At 61.7% G+C, this 15,128-nt stretch carries 18 protein-coding genes; 10 read left to right on the top strand and 8 right to left on the bottom strand.

The genetic code is table 11. The annotated features are described in order from the left end of the window. Position 1 precedes the first annotated feature (1 nt). Positions 2 to 1,219: a FecR family protein gene (locus FXV83_RS08245; protein ID WP_148738679.1), complete on the bottom strand. Its 1,218-nt coding sequence runs from the start codon at positions 1,217 to 1,219 to the stop codon at positions 2 to 4. A 131-nt stretch (positions 1,220 to 1,350) separates the two neighbouring features. On the opposite strand from FXV83_RS08245, the gene FXV83_RS08240 reads away from it, so the two are divergent. From FXV83_RS08240 to FXV83_RS08230, 3 genes are all read left to right on the top strand, one after another. After that, positions 1,351 to 3,147: a ShlB/FhaC/HecB family hemolysin secretion/activation protein gene (locus FXV83_RS08240; protein WP_148738678.1), complete on the top strand. Its 1,797-nt coding sequence runs from the start codon at positions 1,351 to 1,353 to the stop codon at positions 3,145 to 3,147. A 152-nt stretch (positions 3,148 to 3,299) separates the two neighbouring features. After that, the gene (locus tag FXV83_RS08235; RefSeq protein WP_148738677.1) at positions 3,300 to 4,130 is read left to right on the top strand and encodes an alpha/beta fold hydrolase; all 831 of its coding nucleotides are present in this window, start codon (positions 3,300 to 3,302) and stop codon (positions 4,128 to 4,130) included. A 255-nt stretch (positions 4,131 to 4,385) separates the two neighbouring features. Next, the gene (locus FXV83_RS08230; RefSeq protein WP_148738676.1) at positions 4,386 to 4,703 is read left to right on the top strand and encodes a c-type cytochrome; all 318 of its coding nucleotides are present in this window, start codon (positions 4,386 to 4,388) and stop codon (positions 4,701 to 4,703) included. 194 nt (positions 4,704 to 4,897) lie between these two features. Here the strand turns inward: FXV83_RS08230 and FXV83_RS08225 are convergent, their stop codons facing one another. Beyond that, positions 4,898 to 5,239: a phasin gene (locus FXV83_RS08225; RefSeq protein WP_148738675.1), complete on the bottom strand. Its 342-nt coding sequence runs from the start codon at positions 5,237 to 5,239 to the stop codon at positions 4,898 to 4,900. A 151-nt stretch (positions 5,240 to 5,390) separates the two neighbouring features. Beyond that, positions 5,391 to 5,576 carry a hypothetical protein gene (locus FXV83_RS08220; protein WP_148738674.1) on the bottom strand — a complete coding sequence of 62 codons (186 nt, stop codon included), beginning with the start codon at positions 5,574 to 5,576 and terminating at the stop codon, positions 5,391 to 5,393. A 711-nt stretch (positions 5,577 to 6,287) separates the two neighbouring features. On the opposite strand from FXV83_RS08220, the gene FXV83_RS08210 reads away from it, so the two are divergent. Beyond that, on the top strand, positions 6,288 to 6,644 hold the full coding sequence (locus FXV83_RS08210; protein WP_148738673.1) for a hypothetical protein: 357 nt from the start codon (positions 6,288 to 6,290) through the stop codon (positions 6,642 to 6,644). 42 nt (positions 6,645 to 6,686) lie between these two features. Here the strand turns inward: FXV83_RS08210 and FXV83_RS08205 are convergent, their stop codons facing one another. Beyond that, positions 6,687 to 7,262, bottom strand: a complete 576-nt coding sequence (locus tag FXV83_RS08205; RefSeq protein WP_148738672.1) for a hypothetical protein — start codon at positions 7,260 to 7,262, stop codon at positions 6,687 to 6,689. 49 nt (positions 7,263 to 7,311) lie between these two features. Beyond that, positions 7,312 to 7,845: a GcrA family cell cycle regulator gene (locus FXV83_RS08200; RefSeq protein WP_148738671.1), complete on the bottom strand. Its 534-nt coding sequence runs from the start codon at positions 7,843 to 7,845 to the stop codon at positions 7,312 to 7,314. Positions 7,846 to 8,014: 169 nt separating this feature from the next. Between FXV83_RS08200 and FXV83_RS08195 the strand changes: the two genes are divergently transcribed. Beyond that, positions 8,015 to 8,623 (top strand): S24 family peptidase, encoded by a 609-nt coding sequence (locus FXV83_RS08195; RefSeq protein ID WP_148738670.1) that lies wholly within the window; start codon positions 8,015 to 8,017, stop codon positions 8,621 to 8,623. A gap of 107 nt (positions 8,624 to 8,730) precedes the next feature. Next, positions 8,731 to 9,006 carry a hypothetical protein gene (locus tag FXV83_RS08190; protein WP_148738669.1) on the top strand — a complete coding sequence of 92 codons (276 nt, stop codon included), beginning with the start codon at positions 8,731 to 8,733 and terminating at the stop codon, positions 9,004 to 9,006. Between the two features lie 37 nt (positions 9,007 to 9,043). On the opposite strand, the gene FXV83_RS08185 is transcribed toward FXV83_RS08190, so the two are convergent. Next, complete coding sequence (locus FXV83_RS08185) at positions 9,044 to 10,018, bottom strand: quinone oxidoreductase family protein (protein ID WP_148738668.1); 975 nt, start codon at positions 10,016 to 10,018, stop codon at positions 9,044 to 9,046. Between the two features lie 233 nt (positions 10,019 to 10,251). Between FXV83_RS08185 and FXV83_RS08180 the strand changes: the two genes are divergently transcribed. The 3 genes from FXV83_RS08180 (at position 10,252) to FXV83_RS08170 (ending at position 12,929) form a co-directional block, all read left to right on the top strand. Beyond that, positions 10,252 to 10,452: a hypothetical protein gene (locus tag FXV83_RS08180; protein WP_148738667.1), complete on the top strand. Its 201-nt coding sequence runs from the start codon at positions 10,252 to 10,254 to the stop codon at positions 10,450 to 10,452. A 147-nt stretch (positions 10,453 to 10,599) separates the two neighbouring features. Next, positions 10,600 to 11,547 carry an AAA family ATPase gene (locus FXV83_RS08175; RefSeq protein ID WP_187435747.1) on the top strand — a complete coding sequence of 316 codons (948 nt, stop codon included), beginning with the start codon at positions 10,600 to 10,602 and terminating at the stop codon, positions 11,545 to 11,547. A gap of 5 nt (positions 11,548 to 11,552) precedes the next feature. Beyond that, the gene (locus FXV83_RS08170; RefSeq protein ID WP_148738665.1) at positions 11,553 to 12,929 is read left to right on the top strand and encodes a vWA domain-containing protein; all 1,377 of its coding nucleotides are present in this window, start codon (positions 11,553 to 11,555) and stop codon (positions 12,927 to 12,929) included. Between the two features lie 17 nt (positions 12,930 to 12,946). Here the strand turns inward: FXV83_RS08170 and FXV83_RS08165 are convergent, their stop codons facing one another. After that, a complete protein-coding gene (locus tag FXV83_RS08165; RefSeq protein ID WP_148738664.1) occupies positions 12,947 to 13,129 on the bottom strand; it encodes a hypothetical protein in 183 nt (60 codons plus the stop codon). 347 nt (positions 13,130 to 13,476) lie between these two features. On the opposite strand from FXV83_RS08165, the gene FXV83_RS08160 reads away from it, so the two are divergent. After that, positions 13,477 to 13,698 carry a hypothetical protein gene (locus FXV83_RS08160; RefSeq protein WP_148738663.1) on the top strand — a complete coding sequence of 74 codons (222 nt, stop codon included), beginning with the start codon at positions 13,477 to 13,479 and terminating at the stop codon, positions 13,696 to 13,698. A 23-nt stretch (positions 13,699 to 13,721) separates the two neighbouring features. Here the strand turns inward: FXV83_RS08160 and FXV83_RS08155 are convergent, their stop codons facing one another. Further along, positions 13,722 to 15,128, bottom strand: a complete 1,407-nt coding sequence (locus FXV83_RS08155; RefSeq protein WP_148738662.1) for an NCS2 family permease — start codon at positions 15,126 to 15,128, stop codon at positions 13,722 to 13,724.

Raw genomic sequence — 15,128 nt, 5'->3', positions numbered from 1 at the left:
CTCAGTGTCTGCCGTGTCCCGACGTGCCGCCGTGGCCGTCGCCCCCATTGCCGCTGCCGCTACCGCCTTCGTTGCCGCTTCCGTTGCTTGCAGTCCCGTTGCCGGAATTTCCGTTGCCACCGGCATTGCCATTACCCGCGACCGAGCTGCGGTTTGCCCCATGCGCATTCTCGCTAGACGCGCCGGCCATGGTCGCGGCGGTGCTCGCACCTGATGAGTTCGTGCCCGTTATGGCGCTACTTGTCGGCGTTGCGGTCTGAATGGCGCTATTGGCTGCCGTCGTGCTCGTCGCGCCATCGCTCCAGACCGTCTCGGCGCGGGATTGTGACGGACCTCTCATTGCGCCCGGCGCCGTTGCACCGCGTGCGAGGCCGTGCGTCGCTTTGTGGACGTTCAGCTTCACCTCGCCAAGCGAGCCCGAGATGCGGATCACGCCGGCCCGGAGATGGGACCCGCGGGCCGCCTGCTGGGATTTCAAGTCCGCGCTGGCCGCCTTAATGCCTTTCATGCTCTTCTCGAGCTGACCGAGGGCATGAAATGCGTGACCGTTGGCGGCGTTGCGGGGAGCCGATAAGCCCGATTTCGGCACCGGGATCCGATCGATCGTGGGTGCACGCGGCTTACCCTGCTCGATTGCATTGAAAGTACCAGCCCCGCTCAGGCTGAGACCGGACTTGCCGTGCTCAAAGGCGGTCGCCACCTGGCCCGGCAACACCTGGGCAATCTGGCCCGTCTTGAAGTCGGAGACTTCGACCTGGCCGCGGAGCACGCCGACCTTGGTGCTGCCCGCGTTCACGGTAACGCTGAACTGTGTTCCCTTGACCACTGCCGCGAGATAGGGCGTCTCGACCTCGAAATGTTTGACGTTGCGCTTTTCGACCTCGAGCAGGATCGAACCCGCTTGCTGGATGATGGTGGTCGAGAGCCCGTCCTTCTTCTCAGCCGGTAAGCCGACCACCGAATTGGGCGAGATCAAAATCGTTTCCTCACCGCGGACCAGGAGCACGCGACCGTTACGTCCGGTGCGAATGGTATCGCCGGACTTCAAGGTCTCTTCCTGCTTCAGCGAGACTTGCTGCGCACCGTCCGTCGCGATCCAGACCTCTCCCGTCGCCTTGCTGACCGACCATGCACCGCCCTCCGCTGCGAACGCGTGAGAAGCGCTTCCCAGTATCAGCGCCGCCGATAAAGCGCGCTGCAGTCGATCTCTGCCAAGCATGATGATCCTCAGTCCGGAGTAGCCCGGCTCTGAGGCTTATCGGATATCTCTCAAGATAGGATTAGCCGCAGTCCCGGTAAGAGCACCCGCTGCCTTAACCATTCATTGACCATAAAAAACTATGAAAAATCATGAGGCTAACCTCTCCTTACGATTCCTGCGGCGACACTCCGTTGAACTACGGAGAGCGCCCCTCATGGAAGCGTAGCTGGAGGTGTTTGGCGACCGCGATGGGCCTGTTGCTGCGGACGATTGCGGGAATTCCGCAAGCGCTCGCGCAGCAGGCGAGTCAGCCCGGCTTCGATCCGCGGCAGACCGAAAAATATTTTGACACGCAGACCGACCAAAATTCCCGTAGAGGGGCGTCTGTCAAACTACCGGCTGTAGGGCGTCCCGATAGCGGCGCCGACACCCGGCCGCAATTTGTGCTTCGCGGCGTGAGCATCAGTGGGGCGGATGCGCTTCCGCACGAGCACATTAGCGGCACCTATCAACCCTACCTCGGAAGACAGGTCTCCCAAGCGGACCTTGTGGCGATCGCCGGCGCCATCAGCGATCTCTACCGCTCTGTCGGTTTCCATCTGACCCGGGCCTTGATCCCCCCACAGGACATTCAGAACGGACACGTCCAGATCCGGGTGATCGAAGGCTCCATCGTAGAGACCGAGCTCAAGGGCGACGGCGCCGAACAATTCGGGATTAGGCCGATGCTCGGCCCGGTCCTTGCCGAGCGTCCATCGCGACTGGCCACACTCGAACGCCAGCTCTATCTGATCAATGGAAGGCCGGGTGTACGGATCTCCGATACCGCGCTTGAAGAAATCGGTCTGGCAACCGGTCGCTTCCGGCTCACCGTCTTTCTGAAGACCTGGCATATCTTCACCTCGTTCGGTCTGGACAATCTCGGATCCTCGACGGTCGGCCCGTGGCAGAGTTATGCGACAGGAGCTTTCAACTCCTATCTCACGCCCGGTGACACGCTGGCGGTGAACCTATCGACGACCGCGAACGATCCCCGCCAACTTCGCTTCGGACGCCTATCCTATGACACCCCTGTCGGCGTCGACGGCGTGCGTCTCGGTGCTTCGCTTCTGCACAGCGAGGTCCGGCCTGGGGATGCGCGACGCCTGGACAACGATATCACCACCACCGATGCATTCGAGCTTCGGGCGAGCCTTGTGCCGCTCCAGTCGCAATCCTCGTCCCTTATCCTGACGGCGGCCACCACCTTCAGCAATGTGTCCGAACGCGACCTCTATGGGCCCTGGTACAATGACCACATCAGGTTCGCGAGCCTAGCCGCCGATTATCGACTCCAGGACCGCTTCGGCGGCACCAGCTACGCGACACTGATCTACCGCCAGGGCCTCGACATCTTCGGCGCCTCCCATTTTTACGACGATCTTCTGTCGCGCGACGGCGCTTCGTCGAACTTCTCGGTGCTGAACTTCTGGTTCACGCGCTACCAGACACTCGACGATACCTGGTCACTCAAGCTCTCCGCGGCGAGCCAGACCGCGTCGCGCCCGCTGTTCATCTCACAGCAGTTCTACCTGGGTGGTGCGGCCTTCGGCCGGGGCTATGGCGCGGCCGAGATCAGCGGCGACAACGGTCTTGCCGGGTCGCTCGAACTGCGCTTCGACCAGAAGCTCAGTTTCCGCTATTGGAGCGGCTATCAGCTCTATGCTTTCGGCGACGCCGGCGCCGTCTGGAACGACGGGTACCGCCTCAGCGATGGCCTGTCGTTGACATCGGCCGGGGTCGGCGCGCGGCTCTTTCTGTGGGACGACCTCCAGGCCGATTTCGGGGTCGCCGTCCCCTTGAGCTACCGGGCGCCGGACAATGAGCGCCGCAGCCCGCGCTTCCTGGTTACGCTCTCGAGCGCCTTCCGGCTCTGCCCCGAGCGCGGCAAGACCGGGTGTCTCTAGCCGCGCAGCCTTCGCTGCGGTGCATCCCATGCGGCCCTTTTGGGACCCTTTTCACAGACTTGCCTAAATTTAATCACGTACTCTGCTCACGATCGCTCGATCTACAGGTCTGCAATATCTATCTTCAGTCAAAAGTGATCGAGACGGAACCCATGAAGAGGGTGTGTGTAGTTCTGGCTTTTCTTTGCGTCCTCGGTGTCGGCGAATATTTCGTCGTCAGCCGGTTCGCGATCCGCCATGAGACTTTGACGCTGTTCGACGCTTCGCGCCAGCGGCCCATCTCGGTCGAGATCGCTGTGCGGCGCGACTATGAGACCAAGGCCAATCTCGGACTTTGGAAGCTTCCGCTCGCGATCATCAGCAATGGCAACACCGTCAGGGCGTCCGAGTATTCGTTCCTCGCCAACGTGCTCGCCGCGCGCGGCTATCTCGTCACCAGCATTCAGCAGGACCTCCCGAGCGATCCGCCATTGATGACCCGGGTCGGTCAGCCATATGTCGGCCGGCGCGAGGTCTATATCCGCTGCGAGGCCAACATCCTCTTCGTGCTGGGCGCGCTGAAGAGGCGGCAGGAGAACGCCGATTACGACCACGTCACCCTCGTCGGACATTCCAACGGCGGCGATGTCTCCATGTATGTCGCCCATCAGCATCCTGAATTGGTGTCGAAAGTGATCACCCTCGACAATCTCCGAGTGCCTTTCGTGGTCAGCGATAAGATGAAGATTTTGTCGTTCCGTTCGAAAGATCCGCATTTCGTCACCGATCCCGGGGTGCTGCCGACGCCGGAAGAAGCCAAGGCGCGAGGCATCGACATCGTCCATACCGGCGCACATCATACGGAGATGAGCGACCGCGGCCCCGACTCGGTCAAGGAGAAGATCCAGGCGACGCTCGACCGCTTTTTACGCGACAGTGCAAGCAGCTCGCTCGCGCCTGCCGATACGAGAAGCCCGATGATCATGAATCCCGGCGATTACTAGTCTGGCTGCCTTGCGCCAGATCAAGGCCTCTTCGATGCCAGTGCGATAGGCTGTCTGCACAACGTCGGAGAGACAGGTGCCGGACCATACCGAAAGCCTTGGCCTTCCCGCAGCAAGGATAGCGGGGCCCGTCCGTCATCTGTATCGCTCCGCTCGCCGACTGCTGCGGTCGATCATCGCTCGCATCGATCTCTCGCAATTTCCGGGATCGTGCTGCGGATGAGCAGCCGCAGGCAAATGCGTAAGGGCTGCCTGATGCACCAGCATTTGAGGCAAATTTGTCTGCTTCTCGTCGTGGCATCAACCCCCGGCGGTTCGGCGGCATCCGCCGCCAATGCCGATCATGGCGGCGACCTTGCCAAACGCTGGTGCGCAAGCTGCCACGTCGTGACGAACGGGCAGAGCCAGGCCAGCGCAGACGTGCCCTCCTTCGCGTCAGTTGCGCGCAGACCAGACTTTAGTCCAGACAGGCTCGCTTTCTTCCTGCTCGATCCGCATCCGAAGATGCCGAACTTTCCCCTGAGCCGGACCGAAGCCAGCGACATCGCAGCCTATATCGGATCGCTGCGTTAGCATCGCGCCGGCCAATCGCGGTCACTCCGCAACATGCAAATCCCTGCCGGTTGAACCGACAGGGATCAGCAGAAAGGATGATGGACGGCGAATGAGACTCATCCGGTGGCCCATCATGGACCTGCACCGGAATTGAAATGCGCCTCTTGCCGCCACGCAAGACTAATTTGTGAGCAGACGCAACTGCGCGATAGTCAGGACTTGCCTTTGCCCGGTTGCATGAAGTTGCCGGTCATCTGGCGCATGTGATCCCCGGCATTCGTGAACTGGCTGCGCAGGAATTCGGATTGGATCCGCATGGCTTCCTGAAGGTCGGTCGCGTGAACGAGCTTGCGGGCGTGCTCGAACGCTGCCTTCATGTTCTGCTCGGTAAAAGCGAGCGCCTGTTTCGATACTTCCGTGCCCGTCCCCGGAACCGACGTCATCGATTTGGTGGCGGCATCGAAAAACATGCCGAATGCCCTTTCTGCTTGGTCGATCGTCTTCTCGGCCAGGTCGCGCAGTTCGGCCGGAACTTCCAGCTTCGGTTCGATCATGGTCGCTCTCCTCCCTTTTTTCTAACTGACTATCACATTTGCCGTGCTGGCTTCCAGCGGTGAGACCAGGCGGCAGGCGCAACCGGGCCGACGGCAGTGCGGCAGGGCCAACGCTTGGGAGAGCAATATGACGTCGGCGCGCCGCCCGGCCTCACGACAGGGGATATTCGGGGAGCGATTCGTCAGTCGCGAGGTCTTCGACGAGTTTGATGACTTCGAAACGTTGCCGAGGCGCTAGCTTCAGAAATGCCCGCATCAGCCGCAGACTTTCGACGGTGCTGCTCGCAGGCGCGCCGAGCTTGAGGTGCAGTTCAGCCGCGAATTCGATGTTCTTCATCTCGCACCCATGACAAGGATCGGCTTCGCGATCTGATCTAAAGGCCCCCACTCGAGAACCGAACGCCATAATCGAGCGCCATGGCGACGACGAACTCTCGGCCAGGGCACCTGCGGGTTAGCACGCTAAACTGCACATCCAAGCGGACCGGCTCAACCCGAGAGGTTGCAACTATGACAAGAAACAACCACTTCGGCAAGCCCAACCGCCCGCGTAGCGATGCGTCATCTGCACCGCACCACGGCGATTCCGGATAACAGGATTATGGAGCGCCGTCACCCACCTGCGTCAAGAGGCTGCATAATCCCGCACGCCGGCTTGATTGCCGCCAATCGACACGGCGTTTCGTCTGTTTTCCAGTGTGAACAGAGATCGGCAGACGCGGACTATTGTTTCGTCAGGGTATACACGCGATTGTTGAGCCCGATCTCGCCGGTTGTATCGCCGACTAAAGCGAATATCGATCCCGCAGCCAGTCTCTAGCGTCTTGATCGGGGGCGACCGAAGCTTATCGAAGCGGCGAGTGCGTTGGGATCGACTTTCTTGTCTGCCCTCTGCATCTCGTCGATTGCGCCCTGGAAGATCATATGTATTTCCGCCGATGAACCGTTGTTCAAGATCGAGCGACCAAGCAGTTGCGAACGGCCACGCAAACCACGCCGCCATGGCTGGTCTCGAATCAGGCGCGTGTCAGCACCAAAGGACGACGGCATGCTTTCTCGCTGCGATCTCATCAAGGGCGCCGCGGTCGCGCTTCTCACCTTCTCGATACAAGGCGCATGGGCGCAGGAGACCAAGATGAACCTCTTCAAGATCGTTACCATCAAAGACGAGATTATCATCGGACTGTCAGCGGAGGAACTTCAGGCGCTCGGCGGCAATGACGCGAGCGGGGTGGCGCACGCACTGGCGCAGAAGGGGGATCTCACCGTCTGGCAATACAACGTGCATCGGGGCGCGAACGGCGAATTGCAGCAGGCGCCGACCGCCAGGATAGGGCTTCTCGCCAACGCCTCGCTCCGCGTCGAGCCCTATACGACGCCCTACCAAATCGTCCCGCATCCGTAGCGGACGGCGGCGCGCCAGCGGCGAAGGCCGCCAGCGCCCACATTATCGATGCGGCTCGGAGCGCCGCCCCGTGGCTTCTGTTGCAAAACCGTAGATCAGCGCCAGCCGGTCGAGGCATTCGCGAAAGCGCCGCGCAAAAAAGTCGTTCCAGCGCTGGGTGCGGGCGGCGCGGCGCTGTCCGATCTGGTCCATCGTCAGGCCCAGCACCAGCACGTCGTGCACAAGCGCGGCACCATCGGTGCCGAGTTCGCGCTCGATCCGGTTCAGCCGCAGCACCGCCTGGCGCTGGCTTTCGGTGACAGGCTCGCGCGTGCGCGCGCCATCGACATATTCGCGGGTCGGATCCACCGCCTGAGGCCCCCGCTCCGCCCTCTCCCAGTCGCTCTGGAACGCCCGCCCGCCTCGGTATTGCACCTCGTCAATCTGATGGTGTGAATGCAGCCGGCCAAGCGGATCGCTGCGGATGGAACGCAAAGCGACGATCCTGTCGCCGGAATCGAGCGCCATGGGATCGTCGACCTCGATTTCAGCCACCTCGCCATTGAACGGCAGCTCGCGCGACCGGCGGTCGTAGATCTTGGCCAACTTGTAGGAACTATTGCGTCGAACACGTCCCACTCGAATACTCCTTGCAGAAAATCGACGATTGAACCGGCGGCGGCCCCCGTCAGGCAGCCGAAACGAGCCTCAGCACGACAGGAGCGGCGTTGCGCGCGGAGCCGGTTGCGGGCCGGCGAGTCAGGCGGAGATGGGGCGCGCAATAACTGGAGCCCGGCTGGAGTGGATGACCGCAGAAAGTGATCTCCTCCCCATCCCTGTCGCCGCCATAGGGATAGCGGCACTCGCCTGGTTCGAGTTCAACCAGAGAGATCAGGCGCGGCTGCACGCCAACACAGCGCAACTTGACCGGCGCGGCCGGCTTCAGTGCCGATTTCGGCGGCAGGTTCAGATATGACAAGGTCTGACGTCCTGGGGAAAGCAGACAGGCCTCACTGAGCAAGGACGGAACGATTGACGGACTAGCTATCCGTGCTGGCGCCGCGAGTCCGAGCCGCTTGGCGCGGCCGACCACGGCATTGCGTGAGTAAGCCGTTCCAAACCTTGCGTTAATTTGTCTTCCGATTTCCGCATAGGACATTCCTTTGAGAAAATAGTCGTGAAGCGCGTCGGAGTGCTCCGACGACCAATGGCCCGGTTCCATGCTGCTGTCCCGTGATGCGCCACATGTTGACCCCTCGCGGTCGGGTGGCGGAACATACATTCCGGTATTCCGAAACAAAAAGTCAATCGAAAATTCTGATATTCATAATTGCATCAATTCCGAATTTCGGATTACAAGAGGCAAGACCACCGCAATCAAGGAAATCACCATGTTGGACGTTGCAATGATCGAACGGGGCCTGGAGAAGACGGGCAAGAGCAAGGGCGGCCTCGCGGCCGCCATGGGCGTGCGACCGGGTGCGGTGTCGGAAATCCTCGGCGGCGAACGCCTGGTGAAGGCGTCGGAAATCATTCCGATTATGGAATATCTCGAACTGAATCTCGCGCCGATCATGGGCCGGGTCGGCGCCGGCGCGGTGATCGAGCCGGATTATGAACAGGTTCCTCCTGAAGGGCTCGGCGACGTCGCGTTGCCCTTCCCCATCATGGAAGAGACCGTCGCCTTCGAGATCGTCGGCGATTCGATGCTGCCCAAATACGAGAACGGCGACGTAATCGTGGTCTATAAGGACCAGCGCCATCCGCTGTCGAGCTTCTACGGCGAAGAGGCGGCGGTGCGATTGAAGACCGGGGAACGCTACCTGAAGACCATCGAGCGCGGCAAAACCCCCTCCGTCGTCAACCTCACCAGTTTCAATGCCAAGCCGATCGTCGGCGTCAAGCTGGACTGGGTCGGCGAGATCTGCCTGTCGATGCCCAAGGGTCAGCTCGAGCGTCTGCGCGCCAAGTCGGCGCGCCCCCGCAAGAAGAGCAAGTAGGCGTCTGGCGCGAATTTCCGATTTTTGGAAATCGCGCCTGACTAAATTATGATTTTCGGAAATAGTCTATCGCGACCCGGACCACTTGGGCCGCGGTAGGCCATTCCATGCAGTATTTCGTCGTGATGCTCGATTACGGGCGGCGTGGCCGCGAAGCGGTCGTCGATCCCGAAATCACCCGACGCGAGGTCGTCTCCCGCGTCACCTCGGGTGAGTATCGAAACATCTCTTTCATTCACGAGATCGTGGACCAATCGGTCGAGGACGTGACCGAAGCAATCCTGACCGAGGCCGCCCTTCCCCAAATCCGGCCTGACGAAGTCGGCCTCCAGGCGATCCGCCGCGATCACGCCCGCGACCTGCGCAAGCACGAACGAACGTGACGCAGGCCTGCGGCCCACGTCACTGTCCGGCCGGAGACTACACGGTGAGAACGGTCGATCCCGTGGTCTTGCGCGCGGCAAGATCGGCGTGCGCCTTGGCGGCGTCCTTCAACGGATAGGTCTGACGCACCTCGATCTTGACAGCGCCCGACTTGACGACGTCGAACAGTTCGCCTGCCATCGCGACCAGGCTCTCGCGCTTGGCGGCGTAAGTGAACAGCGTCGGGCGCGTGACGTAGAGCGAGCCTTTCTGGGCAAGCAGGCCGAGATTGAGCGGCTCGACGGCGCCGGAGGACGCCCCGAACAATGCAGCGACGCCGAGCGGCGCGAGGCAATCCAGCGATTTCAGGAAGGTGTCCTTGCCGACGGAATCATAAACCACCGGCACCTTCTTGCCGCCGGTGATCTCGTCGACGCGTTTTACGAAATCCTCGCGGGTGTAGATGATGACGTGGTCGCAACCATGCGCCTTGGCGAGCTTCGCCTTCTCGTCATTGCTGACGGTGCCGATCACGGTCGCGCCGAGATGTTTGGCCCACTGGCTCAGGATCAAACCGACGCCGCCGGCTGCAGCGTGGAGCAGAATGGTGTCGCCGGCCTTCACCCGATAGGTCTGCCGGATCAGATACTGCGTGGTGAGGCCCTTCAGCATCATCGCTGCCGCGGTCTTGTCGTCGACACCATCGGGCAGCTTCAACAGCCGGTCGGCAGGGATCAGCCGCGCCTCCGAATAGGCGCCGAGCGGCGAGGCGCCGTAGGCGACGCGATCGCCCGGCTTCAGATCGGTAACACCGGGTCCAATTTCCTCGACGACGCCGGCCGCCTCGCTGCCAAGACCACTCGGCAGTTGCGCAGGATAAAGACCCGAGCGGTTGTAGATGTCGACGAAGTTGAGACCGACGGCAGTGTGGCGGATACGCGCTTCACCAGGTCCGGGCTTGCCGACACTGACCTCCTCCCAAACCAGAACTTCAGGGCCGCCGGTCGTGTGAAAGCGAATGGCATGTGTCATGGGGTGCTCCCTTATCGTTGCAGTGAGGTCCGAGAACCGGATCTGCCGGTGAAATAGGCATTTGGTCTGCCCGTTACAGTCCAGAGCCGTAACAGGGCCGTAACAAGAATGTCACAGCTAACCGCAAACCGCCGCCGTTCCGTCTCTGTTCGAAAGAGTTGATGACGAGGCCGGCGCGACCGGCAGTAACCTTTGCACCGGGGTTTGGTGGTCGCCTGCGAAGGAGAGCCGAGATGCCAGCTTATGTACAGCATCATCAGGATATCGAAATCGCGCCTGTGATTTGCCCCACCTGCATGGGGTTCCTGCCGATGTATGTGCGCGAGGTCGAGCCGCACTGGAGCCTTGCCAAGATCGACTTCGTCTATGAATGCGCCGATTGCGGTGCCGAGGTCAGGCAGACGATCCGAAAGCGCGAGCTGTCGCGGCACTGATCGTACGATCGGCCAATCGCGCAACTATTTGCGCGAAGCGGAAAAATCACCGTTCGCGCGGGTCTGCTGCCTCCCAAACGAGGCTTGTTCTTTGCCCGGAACACAGGCAGAACAAGCCTCAAGCAAGACCTTTGGGAGCGCCCTTTCGTGGCTGAACAGAAGGCCTCGACCGCGATCGAGGCAGTGGAGAGCGGCCTCGCCGCGCAGGGCTATATCGCCAGCCGGCAGATCGCGACCGCCGTCTATTTGTCGCAACGGATCGAGAAGCCGATCCTGGTCGAGGGTCCCGCGGGCGTCGGCAAGACCGAACTTGCCAAGGCGGTCGCCGCCTGGCGCGGCAAGAAGATGATCCGGCTGCAATGCTATGAGGGTCTCGACGAGGCCAAGGCGCTCTACGAGTGGAAATACGCCAAGCAGCTCCTCTATACCCAAATCCTCAAGGACAAGCTCGGCGAAGTCCTTGGTGGCGCACGGACGCTGCATGCCGCGCTCGAACAGCTCCACGATTTCGGCGACGTGTTCTTCTCCAAGGAATTCGTCGAGCCGAGGCCGCTGCTTCAGGCGCTCGAGCATCCCGGCGGCTGTGTGCTGCTGATCGACGAGATCGACAAGTCCGACGCCGAATTCGAATCGCTGCTGCTCGAGATCCTCTCGGACTTCCAGGTCACGATCCCCGAGCTCGGCACGGTCTTCGCGATCACGCCGCCGACGGTGATCCTTACCTCCAACAGCGAGCGCGATCTCGGCGACGCCTTGAAGCGGCGCTGTCTGCATCTGCATATCGGCTTCCCCGAGCAGCGGCTGGAGGAGCGCATCGTCGAAAGCCGCGTGCCCGGCATCTCGCAGACGCTGCGCCGGCAGATGGTCGGCTTCATCCACGAAATCCGCTCGCTGGATCTGAAGAAGTTGCCCTCGGTCAGCGAGACCATCGATTGGGCGCGCGTCCTGGTGCTGCTTCAGGCTTCCGAGCTCGACACCGAGATCGTCAAGGACACGCTAAATGTGCTCCTGAAATACGAGGCCGACATCGAAGCGGCTCAGCCCCAGATCACGACCTTCATTGCCAAGGCAGCACGATCCAACGTCTTCGGTTGACTCCGATGCGCGAGAATATCCATCGTTTCTTTCGGGCGGCGCGCGGCGCCGGCGTGCATGTCTCGCCTGCTGAAAGCATCGATGCGATGCGTGCGGTCGCAGAGGTCGGCTTGTCCGATCGCGCCATTCTTCGCGACACCCTCCTTCTGACCCTCGCCAAGTCGCAAGATGAGAAGCTTGCGCTTGGCGAGTGTTTTGATCTGTTCTTCAGCCAGCCTGAGCCACGACAAGAGCAGCCTGAGGCCAACAATGACGACACTCCGCAGGAAGCGGCTCAATCTCGCTCCTCGGGTGCAACCAGCGATGCGGGCGCGAATCAGCCGTCCGAAGGACTGGGACCGCTTGCGCAGATGCTGCTCTCGCAGGACCGCAATGCGATCGCGGCCGCGATCGCCAGCGCCGCCGGCGCGGCGTCCCTGTCCGACATCCGCTACTCTACACAACGCGGCATTTTCTCCAGCCGCATCCTCGACGCCATGGGCCTCCAGCGGCTCCGCGACGACCTCGACGAGCTGACCGCGACCAACCCGGCATTGGCCGAGCGCCTCCGCGCCACGCTCGAGGGCTTGCGCGAGGCCGTGCGCGACACCGTCGCGCAGGGGCTTGCGCTCTATGCCCGCGAAGAGGCCGAAAACCTCCGCAACGAGATCTTGCGCAACGCGCCGCTCGCGCGCATCGAACGGCGTCAGGTCGCGGAGATGCGCGCACTCATCCGCCAGATCGCGCGGCGGCTGCGCGAGCGCTATTCAAAGCCGCGCAAGCGTCAGCGCCGCGGCCATCTGGACGTACGCCGCACGCTGCGCCGCAACGCGGCCTGGGGCGGCGTCCCCTTTCTCACGGCCTGGAAGCGCAAGCATCGCGACCGGCCGAAGATCTTGGCGTTGTGCGACGTCTCGGGCTCGGTCGCGCAGGTCTCCGATTTTTTCCTGCTCCTGATCCACTCGCTACATGAAGTGGTCGACGACGTACGCTCTTTCGCCTTTTCCTCGCATCTGATCGAGGTCAGCGACATCCTGGAATCGAAGTCGCCGGAAGAGGCCATGGCCGAGATCATGTCCAAGGTTGGCTTCGGCTCATCCGACTATGGTTCTTCCCTCGTCGATTTCGAGAAGCAGTGGATGAACACGCTAACGCCGCAGACGACGGTAATCATGCTCGGCGATGCCCGCAGCAACAACCTCGACCCGCGCGCCGACATTTTGCGCCGTATCTCCGAGCGCTCGAAACGGCTGGTCTGGCTCAATCCCGAAGGACGGCTCGCCTGGGGCTTTGGCGACTCGGAAATGCCGCGCTACGCGACCTTTTGCAGCCTGGTGCGCCAATGCGCCACCGCCCAGCAGCTCGAGCGCGCCGTGTCCGATATCGTGGCGACTTATCAGTAGGCGACGATCGGCTCGCGTCAGGCGGCAGTCAGCTCGACCCCAGCCAGATTGCACTCGCGGAAGTGATACGCGATTTCGTCGAGAGCACGCTGCTCCCACTCTTCCGCCTGCGCGAGCCAGAAAACGCGTCGCTCCGAATCCAGCGCCGCGCGCTCCCGGCAAAACAATTCCTGACTGCGAATTTCGACCAGCCTGTTCATGCACTCCACTCCTGTCGCGTGAAGTTATTCCCCCGTAAATCAGCGTAACAGACCCTTGAACGCTCGGCCCACCTCCTGTGCACCTCGCAGCGCGGAATGGGGCAGCAGTACTGCCCGTGCAGCGCGATCCTTGCGACGCAGCATCACGCCAACATCATCAATTGGTGATCGATGACCCGGACGATATTCGTCCGCTGCGGATCTTAACTATTGTGACGCAACAACGTGCGGCAATTTGTGAAGAGACCTTCTAAACAGCTATCGAATTCCCGACTCAATGTCGTCGCACGATGTTCACGCAGCGCCGTTAACAGGTGCACGCGAACGGCCATATATCTTGAGGCAACATGAACATCGATGTCGACTTGGATCTTTCGCCGGACCAATGGGAGGTTCTGAAAGCGCTTCGCAATCCTATGCCGCGCGGTCGCCTCATGAAGACCTACGTCGTCGAAGACCTGGTCAAGTTCGGTCTTGTCACGATCAGGGACGGCGTTCCCGTCATGACGTCGACAGGGCGCAAGGTGCTGGTGCGGGGATCTTGCCACCTCCTCGATCTGGCGGCCTAGGTTTTTCGCGACATCCGGACATCTCAAAAGATCTGTGCGGTCACGAACGCATAAGCGATGAACACCACGCCGAGACCCCAGACCATGGCAGGAATCCGCCCTCCCCGGCTCATCGAGACCTCCAGTGCGATATAGCTCAACGTCCCGAGCGCCATTCCGTTGATGAGATTGTTGGTCAGCACGGTGACCAGCAGCGTCAGCACGATGGGCACGGCGTTGACCAGATCGGTCATGTCAACGCGGGCGAGGCCCTGCATCATCAGCACGCCGACGAGCACCAGCGCAGGTGCGGTTGCTTGCGGTGGAATGATGATGAAGACAGGCCAGAAGAACAAGGCAAGGCAGAAGAACGCCGCGACCGTCAGCGACGTCAGGCCGGTGCGTCCCCCGGCCTGCACGCCCGTGATCGATTCGATGTAGGCCGTCACCACCGATGTGCCGAGCAACGGGCCGACGATGGATGCCGTCGCATCGGTGGCGAAGGCAGCGGTGGCATTCGGAATCGAACCATCCGGGCGGCGCAAATTGGCTGCACCGGTCACCCCGATCAGCGTTCCCAGAGTCGAGAAGAATTCGGCGCACAGGAAGTAGAACAGCAATGGCAGCGCCACGACGAAGTGACTGATGAGATAGCCGACATCGAGTGCCATGAAGGTGCTGGTCGGCCAGCGCGGCCATGACAGGATCGCCGACGGCATCGAGGTTACCATCTTGCCGTTTACACCGGGAACGAAGAAGCCGATCAGGGTCAGCACGGCGATGGACAAGATGAGTCCGCCGGGAACCCGTCGCGCCACCAGCACCGGCGTGAACAGCAGACCTGCGAGCGTCAGCAGCACCGGCGGGCTGCGCAGCGATCCCATGGCGATATAGGTCGAGGGGTTCTGCACCACGAGGCCGGCGCCGCGCAGCGCAATGAACACGATCAAGGTGCCGACCGCGGCCTGGATGCCAATCTTCAACGCTTCGGGAACGTCGCGTGCGATGCGCTCGCGCAGCTTCGACAGGCTGAGGATCAGGAATAGCACGCCCGTAAAGGCGACCATGGCGAGCGCGCCTTGCCAGGGCATGCCCATCTGCTTGACGATCACATAGGTGAAGATGACGTTGGAGCCCATCGCGGGCGCAACGGCGAGCGGCAGATTGGCCCAAAGCCCCATCACTACCGAACCGAAGATCGCCGCGAGCGCTGTCGCGCTGACGAGATCGGCGCGATCCATCCCGGCATTGGACATGATCGCCGGGTTCACCGCGATGATATAGGCCATCGCCGCGAATGTGGTCGCGCCGGCCATCACCTCGCGTCCAACCGTGGTGCCGCGCTCGGACAGGCCGAAGAGGCGGTCGATTGGACCTTGCGGGCCCGACGGCTCGACGGATTTTGGCGCGGCGTCTGCGGAATTCGTTTGCGGCAGCGTCATCTCGTTCAT

Source organism: Bradyrhizobium hipponense, from assembly GCF_008123965.1.
GTDB lineage: Bacteria > Pseudomonadota > Alphaproteobacteria > Rhizobiales > Xanthobacteraceae > Bradyrhizobium > Bradyrhizobium hipponense.
This window is presented reverse-complemented; position numbering and strand designations above follow the sequence as displayed.

Bases quoted from the DNA above. Each gene is read 5' to 3' on its own strand.
- FXV83_RS08245 (WP_148738679.1), bottom strand. From the start codon at position 1,219: ATGCTTGGCAGAGATCGACTGCAGCGCGCTTTATCGGCGGCGCTGATA.
- FXV83_RS08240 (WP_148738678.1), top strand. From the start codon at position 1,351: ATGAGGCTAACCTCTCCTTACGATTCCTGCGGCGACACTCCGTTGAAC.
- FXV83_RS08235 (WP_148738677.1), top strand. From the start codon at position 3,300: ATGAAGAGGGTGTGTGTAGTTCTGGCTTTTCTTTGCGTCCTCGGTGTC.
- FXV83_RS08230 (WP_148738676.1), top strand. From the start codon at position 4,386: ATGCACCAGCATTTGAGGCAAATTTGTCTGCTTCTCGTCGTGGCATCA.
- FXV83_RS08225 (WP_148738675.1), bottom strand. From the start codon at position 5,239: ATGATCGAACCGAAGCTGGAAGTTCCGGCCGAACTGCGCGACCTGGCC.
- FXV83_RS08220 (WP_148738674.1), bottom strand. From the start codon at position 5,576: ATGAAGAACATCGAATTCGCGGCTGAACTGCACCTCAAGCTCGGCGCG.
- FXV83_RS08210 (WP_148738673.1), top strand. From the start codon at position 6,288: ATGCTTTCTCGCTGCGATCTCATCAAGGGCGCCGCGGTCGCGCTTCTC.
- FXV83_RS08200 (WP_148738671.1), bottom strand. From the start codon at position 7,845: ATGGAACCGGGCCATTGGTCGTCGGAGCACTCCGACGCGCTTCACGAC.
- FXV83_RS08195 (WP_148738670.1), top strand. From the start codon at position 8,015: ATGTTGGACGTTGCAATGATCGAACGGGGCCTGGAGAAGACGGGCAAG.
- FXV83_RS08190 (WP_148738669.1), top strand. From the start codon at position 8,731: ATGCAGTATTTCGTCGTGATGCTCGATTACGGGCGGCGTGGCCGCGAA.
- FXV83_RS08185 (WP_148738668.1), bottom strand. From the start codon at position 10,018: ATGACACATGCCATTCGCTTTCACACGACCGGCGGCCCTGAAGTTCTG.
- FXV83_RS08180 (WP_148738667.1), top strand. From the start codon at position 10,252: ATGCCAGCTTATGTACAGCATCATCAGGATATCGAAATCGCGCCTGTG.
- FXV83_RS08170 (WP_148738665.1), top strand. From the start codon at position 11,553: ATGCGCGAGAATATCCATCGTTTCTTTCGGGCGGCGCGCGGCGCCGGC.
- FXV83_RS08165 (WP_148738664.1), bottom strand. From the start codon at position 13,129: ATGAACAGGCTGGTCGAAATTCGCAGTCAGGAATTGTTTTGCCGGGAG.
- FXV83_RS08160 (WP_148738663.1), top strand. From the start codon at position 13,477: ATGAACATCGATGTCGACTTGGATCTTTCGCCGGACCAATGGGAGGTT.
- FXV83_RS08155 (WP_148738662.1), bottom strand. From the start codon at position 15,128: ATGAACGAGATGACGCTGCCGCAAACGAATTCCGCAGACGCCGCGCCA.